The 11,815-nt window shown below is 67.8% G+C and carries 10 protein-coding genes; 6 read left to right on the top strand and 4 right to left on the bottom strand.

Annotated elements, in window-relative coordinates:
* Nucleotides 1–32: 32 nt before the first annotated feature.
* The 3 genes from ACLM5J_RS16950 to argG all read right to left on the bottom strand — a co-directional run bounded on the left by ACLM5J_RS16950 (nucleotide 33) and on the right by argG (nucleotide 4,627).
* On the bottom strand, nucleotides 33–1,178 hold the full coding sequence (locus ACLM5J_RS16950) for a family 16 glycosylhydrolase (RefSeq protein WP_413657661.1): 1,146 nt from the start codon (nucleotides 1,176–1,178) through the stop codon (nucleotides 33–35).
* A 211-nt stretch (nucleotides 1,179–1,389) separates the two neighbouring features.
* A complete protein-coding gene (gene serA, locus ACLM5J_RS16945; RefSeq protein WP_413657660.1) occupies nucleotides 1,390–2,976 on the bottom strand; it encodes a phosphoglycerate dehydrogenase in 1,587 nt (528 codons plus the stop codon).
* A gap of 214 nt (nucleotides 2,977–3,190) precedes the next feature.
* Nucleotides 3,191–4,627: an argininosuccinate synthase gene (argG, locus tag ACLM5J_RS16940; protein WP_413657659.1), complete on the bottom strand. Its 1,437-nt coding sequence runs from the start codon at nucleotides 4,625–4,627 to the stop codon at nucleotides 3,191–3,193.
* A gap of 83 nt (nucleotides 4,628–4,710) precedes the next feature.
* On the opposite strand from argG, the gene ACLM5J_RS16935 reads away from it, so the two are divergent.
* The 3 genes from ACLM5J_RS16935 to ACLM5J_RS16925 all read left to right on the top strand — a co-directional run bounded on the left by ACLM5J_RS16935 (nucleotide 4,711) and on the right by ACLM5J_RS16925 (nucleotide 7,494).
* Entirely contained in the window at nucleotides 4,711–5,673 is a 963-nt protein-coding gene (locus ACLM5J_RS16935; RefSeq protein WP_413657658.1) for a hypothetical protein, read from the top strand.
* 100 nt (nucleotides 5,674–5,773) lie between these two features.
* On the top strand, nucleotides 5,774–6,688 hold the full coding sequence (locus tag ACLM5J_RS16930) for an ABC transporter ATP-binding protein (protein WP_413657657.1): 915 nt from the start codon (nucleotides 5,774–5,776) through the stop codon (nucleotides 6,686–6,688).
* The gene (locus ACLM5J_RS16925) at nucleotides 6,685–7,494 is read left to right on the top strand and encodes an ABC transporter permease (protein WP_413657656.1); all 810 of its coding nucleotides are present in this window, start codon (nucleotides 6,685–6,687) and stop codon (nucleotides 7,492–7,494) included. Before ACLM5J_RS16930 ends, ACLM5J_RS16925 begins: the two co-directional genes overlap by 4 nt.
* 35 nt (nucleotides 7,495–7,529) lie before the next feature.
* Here ACLM5J_RS16925 and ACLM5J_RS16920 read toward each other — a convergent pair whose 3' ends face one another.
* Nucleotides 7,530–8,228 (bottom strand): DsbA family oxidoreductase, encoded by a 699-nt coding sequence (locus ACLM5J_RS16920; RefSeq protein WP_413657655.1) that lies wholly within the window; start codon nucleotides 8,226–8,228, stop codon nucleotides 7,530–7,532.
* Between the two features lie 151 nt (nucleotides 8,229–8,379).
* Here ACLM5J_RS16920 and efeU point away from each other — a divergent pair, with 151 nt between their 5' ends.
* From efeU to efeB, 3 genes are read left to right on the top strand one after another with little or no spacing between them, the layout of a single operon-like run.
* Complete coding sequence (efeU, locus tag ACLM5J_RS16915; protein ID WP_413657654.1) at nucleotides 8,380–9,249, top strand: iron uptake transporter permease EfeU; 870 nt, start codon at nucleotides 8,380–8,382, stop codon at nucleotides 9,247–9,249.
* Between the two features lie 31 nt (nucleotides 9,250–9,280).
* Nucleotides 9,281–10,456 (top strand): iron uptake system protein EfeO, encoded by a 1,176-nt coding sequence (gene efeO / locus ACLM5J_RS16910; protein ID WP_413657653.1) that lies wholly within the window; start codon nucleotides 9,281–9,283, stop codon nucleotides 10,454–10,456.
* Nucleotides 10,453–11,718 (top strand): iron uptake transporter deferrochelatase/peroxidase subunit, encoded by a 1,266-nt coding sequence (gene efeB, locus ACLM5J_RS16905; protein WP_413657741.1) that lies wholly within the window; start codon nucleotides 10,453–10,455, stop codon nucleotides 11,716–11,718. The genes efeO and efeB overlap by 4 nt, the downstream gene beginning before the upstream one ends.
* The last annotated feature ends 97 nt before the right edge of the window (nucleotides 11,719–11,815 follow it).

Raw genomic sequence — 11,815 nt, 5'->3', positions numbered from 1 at the left:
ATCCCGGTGGACCAGCAGATCTGACCGATCGGCTACTTCCAGACCCGTACCCAGTCGACCGACATGGTCGCCGGCAGCGGGGTCTGGGAGGTCGGCTCGTTACCAGGACCGCCCAGCGCTTGGGTGAAGGCGACCATGAAGTTCTGCCGGAACGCGGCGTCACCCGAAGTGTTGGTCAAGCAGAGTCTGTCGTCGACGAAGATCTGGATCTTCGTCGCGGTCCACTCCAGCCGATAGGTGTGGAAGGTGCCCCGCGAGGCGGTACAGCCGAACGAGGTGGTCTGGTTCGGGCCCGAGGTCACCTGCTCCGGGTTGCTGTCGTAGTGCAGGTACGGGATGGCCAGGTTCGGGTGTGAGGAGTAGGTCTCCATGATGTCGATCTCGCCACCGAGGCCGTTGGTGTAACGCGGGTCGACGTAGAGCCAGAAGGCCTCGTGCAGGCCCGGCACCTTGCTGGCCTGGCTCTTGATCCGCGCTTCGAACCGACCGTAGGTCTGGGAGAACCGCTCATAGGTGGAGACCATGCCGGACCAGTACCGGGTCTCGCTCTCGCCGTTCGAGCAGAGTGCGGGAGCGTCGCGCTTGACCAGGGTGAGCTGCAGTGCGCCGTTGCGGACCGCAACGTTCTCCGGCGACCCCGAGTAGCAGGCGAAGGCCTGCTCCGACCCGGTCGCGTAGCCGTAAACCTGCGGAATCCACTTCGAGGTGTCCAACGAGGTGCCGTTGAATTCGTCGACGAAACTGCAGGCCCATAGGGTGCCGTCCGACTTCGCCGGGCGGAGGCCGCAGGCGTCACTCACCTTCGGCAGCCGGACCTGCTTGACCTGGGTGCTCTGCTTCGGGGCGATGAACCGGTAGCGCGCGGCGGCGTCCGTCTGCCGCACGGTCGCCTGGTAGCGGTGGTTGCGACTCCGGACCTGGGCGACCCGTTTCCATCGGTTGGCGTTGCTCGACCAGCGGTGGATCGTCACCTTCGCCCGGCGCTGCCGGGTGGTGCCACGCAACTTGACGCTGCGCCCCTTGACCACGGCCTGCACCGAGGCGGTCCGCTCAGCGACCGTCTTCTCTCCGGCGACGCGGCTCTCGGCCGACGCTGCCCCCACTCCTGCGCCCAACCAGGCCGCCGAGGCAGCCAGCACCGCGATCAGCGCAGCACAGTAACTCCGTCGTGCTCCCATTTTTCTCCTCCACCAAGGAGAGGCCCCCGTGCCGCAGACTCCCCCCGCGGCTCCTCCCCCAACAGAGTACGAGCGGCGGGCGGGAAAGCCGCAACTCAGGACTGATTTGACCCGTCTGGACTATGGCAATTCAGCCGAACGGCCAGTAGCCGTGGTAATTGCGAAGCACCCCGTTCGCAGGTGCGAACGGGGTGCTCCTCACACGAACGGGTCAGTCGAGGTTGACCGCAGCCACGCTCTCTGCGTTGATCTGGGTCTGGATCTCGGCCAGCGTCGCCGCCGGGATCGGCGAGTCGACGGCAAGCGCGACCAGAGCCTGGCCACCCTTGGCGTCCCGCGCGACCTGCATGCCGGCGATGTTGACCTCGGCGGCACCGAGGATGCCACCGAGCGCACCGACGATGCCGGGACGGTCCTCGTAGCGCAGGAAGGCCAGGTGCTCGGTCAGCTCGACGTCCACGTCGAAGCCGTTCACCTCGACCAGACGCTCCTTCTGGTTCAGGCCCACAAGGGTGCCGGAGACCGACACCTGGGTGCCGTCGGCCAGCGTGCCACGCAGCGTGATCAGGTTGCGGTGGTCAGCGCTCTCGCCCGCCACCACCAGACGCACTGCGGTGCCGCGCTCGGCGGCGAGCAGCGGAGCGTTCACGTAGGAGACCTGGTCCTCGACGACGTCGGAGAAGACGCCCTTGAGAGCGGCCAGCTCGAGCACCTTGACGTCGTACTCGGTGATCTCGCCACGGACCTCGACGTCGACGCTCTGCGCGACCTCGCCGGCCAGCGCGGTGAAGACCCGGCCGAGCTTCTCGGTCAGCGGGATACCGGGACGCACGTCCTCGGCGATCACGCCGCCCTGAACGTTGACGGCGTCCGGCACGAGCTCACCCGAGAGGGCGAGGCGCACGGACTTGGCGACGGCGATGCCGGCCTTCTCCTGGGCCTCGTCGGTCGAGGCACCGAGGTGCGGGGTGGCGACGACGTTCTCCAGCTCGAAGAGCGGGCTGTCGGTGCAGGGCTCCTTGGCGAACACGTCCAGGCCGGCACCGGCGATGCGGCCCTCCTTGAGTGCGGCGTAGAGCGCGTCCTCGTCGACGATGCCACCGCGAGCGGCGTTCACCACGATCAGGCTGGACTTGGCCTTGGCGAGCTGCTCGGTACCGATCAGGCCCACCGTCTCCGGGGTCTTCGGCAGGTGCACGCTGATGAAGTCAGCCTCAGCCATCAGGGTGTCGAGGTCGACCAGGCGGACGCCCATCTGCGCGGCACGGCCGGCCTGCACGTAGGGGTCGTAGGCGATGACCTTCATGCCGAAGGCGGAGAGGCGCTGGGCGACCAGGACACCGATCCGGCCCAGGCCGACGATGCCGACGGTCTTCTCGTAGAGCTCGATGCCGGTGTACTTCGAGCGCTTCCACTCGCCGTTGCGGAGCGCCGCGTGGGCGGGGCTCACGTGGCGCGCGGCCGACAGCATCAGCGCGACGGCCAACTCGGCCGCCGAGACGATGTTGGAGGTCGGCGCGTTGACGACCATCACACCGCTCTGGGTGGCGGCCTTGACGTCGACGTTGTCGAGGCCGACGCCGGCGCGGGCGATCACCTTGAGGTTGCGGGCCGCAGCCAGCGCCTCGGCGTCGACCTTCGTCGCCGAACGCACCAGGATGGCGTCGACGTCGGCGATCGCCGGCAGGAGTTCGGCACGGTCGGCGCCGTTGCAGTTACGGATCTCGAAGTCGGGACCGAGCGCCTCAACGGTGGCAGGGCTCAGTTCTTCGGCAATCAGGACGACAGGCTTGCTCACAGCTGATTCCTTGATCGAAGTGGGATCTTGCTGCCGCGAGCACACGGGCTCTGGGCAGGGTCGCGCACAAACGTGCCCGGTTTCGGGGTCAGACTATCGGGTGGGTTCACTTCCCCATGCCCCGCATCCATGATGCAGACTCGCAGCCCAATGTGACCTGAGAGTTCATTCCAGCGCTGATTTCGCGCGCTCAGGTCACATTGAGCGGTGGAGATCAGTCGGCGCCGAACTCCATCGCGACGGAGTCGCCGGAGAGCTCGACGTCGGCCTCGGCCTCTGCCTCGGGGTTGGCGGTGATCACGTCGGCACCGCCTGCGGGCAGCTCACCGAAGAGGGTGCCGTGCTCGACGAGCACCTGGCCCTGGTCGAGCGGCTGGTTGGCGTAGGCCTCCAGCTTGGCGCGGGAGTCGGCGATGTCGAGGTTGCGCATGGTCAGCTGGCCGATCCGGTCGAGCGGACCGAAGGCAGCGTTCTCGGTGCGCTCCATCGAGAGCTTCTCCGGGTGGTAGGAGAAGTTGTCGCCGGCGGTACGCAGAACCGTGTAGTCCTCGCCACGACGCAGGCGCAGGGTGACCTCACCGGTGACGAGCGAGGCGATCCAACGCTGGATCGACTCACGGATCATCAGCGCCTGCGGGTCGAGCCAGCGGCCCTCATAGAGGAGACGGCCCAGCTTGCGACCCTCGTTGTGGTACTGCGCGACGGTGTCCTCGTTGTGGATCGCGTTGATCAGGCGCTCGTAGGCGATCCAGAGCAGCGCCATGCCCGGCGCCTCGTAGATGCCACGCGACTTCGCCTCGATGATCCGGTTCTCGATCTGGTCGCTCATGCCCAGACCGTGACGGCCACCGATGGTGTTCGCCTCGTGCACCAGGGCGACGGCGTCGTCGAAACGCTGGCCGTTGATCGCGACCGGGCGACCAGCCTCGTAGCGGATGGTGACGTCCTCGGTCTCGATGACGACCGACGGGTCCCAGAACTTCACGCCCATGATCGGCTCGACGGTCTCCAGCGAGACGTCGAGGTGCTCCAGGGTCTTCGCCTCGTGGGTCGCACCCCAGATGTTGGCGTCGGTGGAGTAGGCCTTCTCGACCGAGTCGCGGTAGGGCAGCTTGTGCTCGACGAGGAACTGGCTCATCTCGGCGCGACCACCGAGCTCGGTGACGAAGTCGGCGTCCAGCCACGGCTTGTAGATCTGCAGCGCCGGGTTGGCCATCAGGCCGTAGCGGTAGAACCGCTCGATGTCGTTGCCCTTGTAGGTGGAGCCGTCGCCCCAGATGTTGACGCCGTCCTCCAGCATCGCGCGGACCAGCTGGGTGCCGGTGACCGCGCGACCCAGGGGCGTGGTGTTGAAGTAGGCGCGGCCGCCGGAGCGGATGTGGAAGGCGCCGCAGGCGAGCGCGGCCAGGCCCTCCTCGACCAGCTGGGGCTTGATGTCGACGGCGCGGGCGATCTCGGCACCGTAGAGCTTGGCGCGGTCCGGCACACCGGAGATGTCCGGCTCGTCGTACTGACCGATGTCAGCGGTGTAGGTGCACGGGATGGCGCCCTTGTGGCGCATCCAGGCGACAGCCACGGAGGTGTCGAGACCACCAGAGAAGGCGATGCCGACGCGCTCGCCGACCGGAAGAGACGTAAGTACCTTGGACACGCCACAACTATATACAGGCCTCTGCATACTCATGCAATCCGCGGTGAGTTCACGCGAGAGTCCAAACATGTCAGGGTGTTCCCATGACTGAGACCTGCGCAAACTGCGGCGCCCCACGCGATCCCGCCGGTACCGCGTTCTGCACCCGCTGCGGCACTCCCTTCCCGCCCGACGCCGCACCGACGCAGATGGCACCGCCCACAGGTCAGCCGGCCGGACCGCCCGCCGGTCAACCGCAGCAGCCCGCCTGGGGTCAGCAGCCGCCCGGCCCGTACGGCCAGCCGCCGCAGCAGCCCGCTCAGCAGCCGGGCTGGAACCAGGGCCCGACGCCGACCCAGCAGATGCCGGTCCAGCCCGGCGGCAACTGGGGCCCGCCGCCGCCCGGTGGCCCCGGTCAGCCCTGGGGTGCGCAGCCCCCGTCGGGTGGTGGCGGGAACAAGGGCAAGATCGCGCTGATCGTCGGCCTGGTCATCATCCTGCTGGCCGGCATCGGTACCGCGGTGGCACTGGTCGTCAGCGGCGACGACGACAAGGACGGCTCGGTCGACAAGACCGTCAGCACCGAGGAGTTCTGCAAGGTCTACAAGAAGGCCGAGGAGTTCGGTGACGACACCGACATCGACACCGCTCGGGGCTGGGCCAACGACATGCAGGAGACCGGCGTCCCCGAGGACATCTCCGACGACGCCCGCGACGGTCTCGAACTGATGATCAGGACCTTCAAGAACGCCTCGAGCGCCGAGGAGCTCGATGACGCCGACGAGAAGTTCAGCGAGGACGAGAAGAAGTCGTTCGAAGCGTTCGTCACCTGGGCGGTCAAGGCCTGCTACGACCTCGACCTCCCCTCCGACATGCCGTCGGCCACGGCGCCCAGCTTCGACCCCAGCGACCTGCCGAGCATCGACCCCAGCGACCTGCCCTCGTTCGACCCGAGCGACCTGCCGAGCCTCGACCCGAGCCGCCTGCCCAGCTTCGACCCCAGCGACTGGGAGTCCAGCTTGGAGGAGCTCGAGTCGATGCTCTCCGACCTGCCCAGCGTGGAGTAGTCCCCCACCTCGACCCTGAGCGACCTCAGGGTCGAACTCAGGGTCGCCTCCAGCAGGTTCCCCGATGTGATCATGGCCCCGACGGAGAAGAGTCGGGGCCATGATCGTTATCGACTCCCTCACCCGGAACTACGGCGGCTTCACCGCCGTTGACGACGTCACCTTCACGGCTCGTGCCGGTCGGGTGACGGGATTTCTCGGCCCCAACGGCGCCGGAAAGTCCACCACCATGCGGATCATGGTCGGCCTCACCCCGGCCACCTCCGGAAGCGCCACCATCTTGGGGCGCGCCTTCGCCGATCTGCCCAACCCCGGCCGCGAGGTCGGTGTCCTGCTCGACGCCTCCGCTCAGCACGCCGGGCGCACCGGCCGCGAGATCCTGACCATCGCGCAGTGCACGATGGGGCTCCCCAAGAGCCGCGTCGCCGAGACGCTCGCCCAGGTGTCACTGACCGACGAGGAGGCCGACCGTCGGGTCCGGAACTACTCCCTCGGCATGCGCCAGCGACTCGGCATCGCCACCGCCCTGATCGGCGACCCCGAAGTGTTGATCCTCGACGAACCCGCCAACGGCCTCGACCCTGCCGGGATCCGCTGGATGCGGGACCTCCTGCGCGGCTTCGCCGACGACGGCGGCACCGTGCTGCTCTCCAGCCACCTGCTGCATGAGATCGAGGTGATCGCCGACGACCTCGTGGTGATCGGCAACGGCCGGATCGTGGCCCAGGGCAGCAAGGACGAGCTACTCGCCGCGGCCGGCACCCTGGTCCGCTGCGCCTCCCCCAACGGTCTGCGCGACGCGCTGGCTGCGGCCTCGATCGACGCCACCTTGCACTCCGACGGCACGGTCCGCACCGACGCCGCCCCTGCCGTCGTCGGCGAGGTCGCGCTCGCCGCTCAGATCGCCCTGAGCGAGCTACGGCCCGCCGAGGGCGCCGGTCTCGAGGAGATGTTCCTCGAGCTCACCGCCTCCTCGCAGCGGGAGGGCAACGCCACCGAAGGAGCAGCAGCATGAGCACCACAGCCGTGAGTACAGCCCCGGCGGGCGTGCGCCGCACCAAGCCGCCGATCCGCCCGGTCCCGATGGGCCGCATCCTCGCCACCGAGCTCCGCAAGATGTTCGACACGCGCTCCGGCTTCTGGCTGATGGCGAGCATCGGCATCACCGCCCTGATCGCCACCGGCGCGACGATCATCTTCGCGCCCGACTCCGCGCTCACCTTCGAGACCTTCGCGACCGCCGTCGGGTTCCCGATCGCGGTGATCCTGCCGATGGTCTCGGTGCTCTCGGTGACCGGTGAGTGGAGTCAACGCACCGGCCTGACCACCTTCACCCTGATCCCGGATCGTCGGCGGGTGATCGCCGCGAAGTTCGTCCTGTCGATCGCGGTCGGTGCCGCCTCGATGTTCGTCGCGCTGGCGATCGGCGCCGTCGGCAATCTGGTCGGTACCGCGATCACCGGCACCGAGACGATCTGGAACGTCAGCGTCACCGAGTTCGCGTTCATCGTGCTCGCCAACGTACTGGGCATGCTGATCGGTTTCATGCTCGGTGTGCTGATCCGCAACTCGGCCGGCGCGATCGTGGGCTACTTCGTCTTCAACTTCATGCTGCCGACCTTGATGATGACGCTGGCCAATCTTCAGGACTGGTTCCGCGACATCTGGGGATGGGTCGACTTCTCCTACGCCCAGAGTGCCCTCTTCGAGGGGTCTCTCACCGGTGAGGAGTGGGCCCAGCTCGGCGTCACCACGCTGATCTGGATGGTGCTGCCCACCCTGATCGGCCTGCGTCTCCTGATGCGCTCCGAGGTGAAGTAGGGCGCTTCACCCCGGAGCGTCAGTCAGCAGGTAAGTCAGATCGCGCAGCCGTCGGGGCCACAGGCCTCGGCGGCTTCGCCGTCCCCCAGCGTGGTCAGCTGCGGACGCGACTCGTTCCAGGCCTGAGCAAGGGCCTGGGAGAAGAGCTCGGTCGGCTGTGCACCGGAGATGCCGTACTTGTTGTCGACGACGAAGAACGGCACACCCGTCGCACCGAAGGCCTGGGCCTGCGCGATGTCGGCGTGCACCTCGTTGGTGAACTCGTTGCCGGCGAGCACCTCCGCCACCCGGTCGGCGTCGAGGCCGACGGCGAGGGCGAGCTCGCTCAACACGGCTTGGTCGCCGATGTTGCGGGCCTGCACGAAGTAGGCGTCCAGCATGGCCTCCTTGAGCTGGGCCTGCAGCTCGTGGCCACCGACCTCGGCGGCAAGGTGCAGCAACCGGTGCGCGTTCAGGGTGCCGACGTGGAAGGTCTCGCTCAGCTTGAACAGCAGTCCCTCCTCGGCAGCGGTCGCCTCGACCCGGTCGAGCATCTGCTGGACCGCCGCCGGACCGCCGTACCGGCGCGCCAGCGCGTCACGGGTCCGCTCGGTCGCCTCGGCCGGGGCCCCGGGGTCGAGCTGATAGGAGTGCCAGACAACCTCGACCTGATCGGCATGAGGGAACTCGGCAAGGGCCTTCTCGAGGCGGCGCTTGCCGATGTAGCACCAGGGACAGACAACGTCAGACCACACATCAATACGCACGCCGTCTAGAACCAGCCTGCGTCCAGATCCATTCCAGACGGACATCACGCATAGCGCGACGTAGATCACCATGGGTGAGAGAGCCCAATATGGAGGACAGGGTAGGCAAGCCTAAGAACCAGGCGTATCGTCTCAGGACGTGCTAGGGAACTTTCTGATCGGACTTCGCGAAGGGCTGGAAGCAGCCCTGGTCGTCAGCATCCTGATCGCCTACCTCGTGAAGTCGGACCGTCGTTCCCAACTGCCCTGGATCTGGCTCGGCGTCGCTGCCGCCATCGGCCTCAGCATCGGCTTCACCCTCTTCCTCGGCCTTCAGTCACGACAACTGACCTTCCGCTCCCAAGAGCTTCTCGGCGGAACCCTCTCCATCATCGCGGCCGGTTTCGTGACCTGGATGATCTTCTGGATGGCCTCCGCCGCCAAGCACATCGCCGGAGACCTCCGCGGCCGGGTCGACGCCGCAGCCGGGCGCTGGTGGTCGCTGACGCTGATCGCCTTCCTCGCCGTCGGGCGGGAAGGAATGGAGACCGCCCTGATCCTGTGGTCCAACACCCGCACCGCGACCGGACGCGACCTCCCCGACGGGGTCCCGACGTCGCACGAGCCGCTGATCGGCGCCCTGCTCGGGCTGGCCACCGCCGTCGCCCTGGGCTACCTCATCTACCGGGGCGCGATCCAGCTCAACCTGACGAAGTTCTTCACCTGGACCGGGATCTTCCTGATCTTCGTGGCCGCCGGCGTCCTCGCCTACGGCGTCCACGATCTCCAGGAGGCCGACTTCCTGCCCGGCCTGCACAACCTCGCCTTCGACGTAACCCACATCATCGATCCGTCCTCGTGGATCGGCACCGTGCTCAAGGGCGTCTTCAACTTCTCCCCGCAGACCACCTGGGCCGAAGCCGGCGTCTGGGCGGTCTACGTCGTCACCGTCCTCCCCCTGTTCATCCGGCGACTGCGGGCCCAGCACCGCACGCCGTCCGCTCCCCCCGCTCAGACCACACCGGTCTGAGCAGGAACCACCGTTGAAGCAAAGGAACGTCGTGAAGCGAATCCACCCGGCCGGCCTGCTCGCAGTCCTCGCCATCGCCCTGCCGCTCACTGCCTGCGGCACCGAGAGCACCGAGGTCGCGTCCGGCGACGACGGCGACGCGCGCACCCTCACCGTGACCGCCCGCGACGACAAGTGCGAGGTCTCCAAGGTCGAGGCCCCGGCCGGGACCCTGCGCTTCAACGTGCACAACGCCGGGAACAAGGTCAACGAGTTCTACCTGCTCGGCGAGGACGGTCTGCAGATCGTCGCCGAGGTCGAGAACATCGGCCCCGGCGCCAACAGCCAACTCGTCGTCAACGCACCTGCCGGCAGCTACTTCACGGCCTGCAAGCCCGGCATGGTCGGCACCGGCCTGCGCGGCGACTTCACGGTGACCGAGTCCGACGAGAAGGTGGAGATCTCCGCTGACGAGAAGGAGCTGATCTCCACCGCCCAGAAGAACTACGCCGCCTATGTGCAGGACCAGTCGGCCCAACTGTTGGAGAAGACCACCGAGTTCGTCCAGCTCTACAAGGACGGCAAGGACGACGAGGCCCGGGCGCTGTACCCGGTGGCGCGCACCCACTGGGAGCGGATCGAGACCGTGGCCGAGTCGTTCGGCACCCTCGATCCCAAGATGGACGCTCGCGAGGCGGACCTCCAGCCCGGCGAGAAGTGGACCGGCTGGCACCGGATCGAGAAGGACCTCTGGCCGCAGAAGGCGGAGAAGTACACCGCGTTGACGGACGCCGAGCGGGCCACCTTCGCCGACGACCTGCTGGCCAACACCACAACCCTGGACGGCAAGATCGCCGGGCTCACCTACCCGGTCGACGCCATCGCCCGCGGTTCCAGCGGCCTGCTCGAAGAGGTCGCCACCGGCAAGGTCACCGGCGAGGAGGAGATCTGGTCCGAGACCGACCTGTGGGACTTCCAGGCCAACGTCGACGGCGCCAAGGTCGCCTTCGCCGGCGTTCAGCCGATCGTGGAGACCAAGGACCCCGCGCTGGCCAGCACTCTGAGCACACGGTTCGACGCGCTGCAGGAACTGCTCGACGCCCAGCGCGACGGCGAGGGCTTCAAGCAGTACGGCGAGCTCGACAAGGCCACGGTCAAGCAGCTCGCGGACGCCGTCAACGCGCTCTCGGAGCCGTTGTCCCGCCTGGCTGGGGTGGTTGCACCCTGAGCACGCACGAGAACCGGCTCTCCCGCCGCGCGCTGCTCGGCAGCGTCGGCGGCGGGGTGGCCGCGCTCGGCGTCGTCGGGGCAGCCACCGCACGCGGCGGTGACAACAGCTCGACGGCGTCCGGCCCGCTGCGCTACCCGTTCCAGGGGGCGCATCAGGCCGGCATCGTGACTCCGGCCCAGGATCGGCTGCACTTCGTCGCCTTCGACATCACCACCGAGTCGCGCGACGACCTGGTCTCGCTGCTGATGCGCTGGACCTCCGCCGCCGCGCGGATGACCCAGGGCCAGGACGCCACCCCGGCCGGCGCGCTCGGCGGTTCGCCGATGCTGCCGCCGGAGGACACCGGCGAGGCGCTCGAGTTGGAGGCCTCAGGCCTGACCATCACCTTCGGATTCGGTCCTGGGCTCTTCCGTGACGCCACTGGCAAGGACCGGTTCGGCCTGGCGGCACGCCAACCCGAGGCACTGCAACCGTTGCCGCACTTCCCCGGCGACATGCTCAAGCCCGAACTGACCGGCGGAGACCTCTGCATCCAGGCCTGCGCGAACAACCCCCAGGTGGCGGTCCACGCGGTCCGCAACCTGGTCCGGATCGGGATGGGCACGGTAGCGGTGCGCTGGTCGCAGCTCGGCTTCGGCCGCACCTCGACCACCTCGACGGCGCAGTCCACCCCGCGGAACCTGTTCGGCTTCAAGGACGGCACCGCCAACCTCAAGGCCGAGGAGAAGGCAGCCACCCGCGAACACCTGTGGGTGGGGGCCGGCGACGATCCGCGGGCCGACTGGCTCGCCGGTGGCAGCTACCTGGTCGCGCGTCGGATGAGCATGGTCATCGAGACCTGGGACCGGCAGTCGCTCTACGACCAGGAGCAGATCATCGGCCGGACCAAGGGGTCCGGCGCGCCGCTGAGCGGTGGCGGCGAGTTCACCGACTTCGACTTCCAAGCGGGCGGCGCGACACCGACGATCCCGGTCGACTCCCATGTCCGGGTGGTCCATCCCGACTTCCACTCCGGCGCCCGGATGTTGCGCCGCGGCTACAACTTCGTCGACGGCAGTACCGACCTCGGCCATCTCAACGCCGGCCTCTTCTTCATCGCCTACGTCCGCGATCCGCGGACCGGCTTCATCCCGATCCAGACGGCGATGTCGAAGAACGACGCGATGATGGAGTACCTGAAGGTCAACGGCTCCGCCCTCTTCGCCGTCCCGCCCGGCGTCGGCCCCGGCCAGTTCGTCGGCCACACCCTCTTCTCCTGACTTATCCACAGATAGTCCCTGACGAAAAGCCCCTGAAATCGACGGCGGGGTCAAGGGGTGGAAGCAACTCTGGTTGAGGAGTTGTGGATGGTGAGGG

The organism is Nocardioides sp. Bht2 (assembly GCF_047308515.1).
Taxonomy (GTDB): Bacteria; Actinomycetota; Actinomycetes; order Propionibacteriales; family Nocardioidaceae; genus Nocardioides.
Note: the sequence above shows the minus strand (reverse complement) of the source record. Positions and strands in the feature narration are given on the sequence as shown.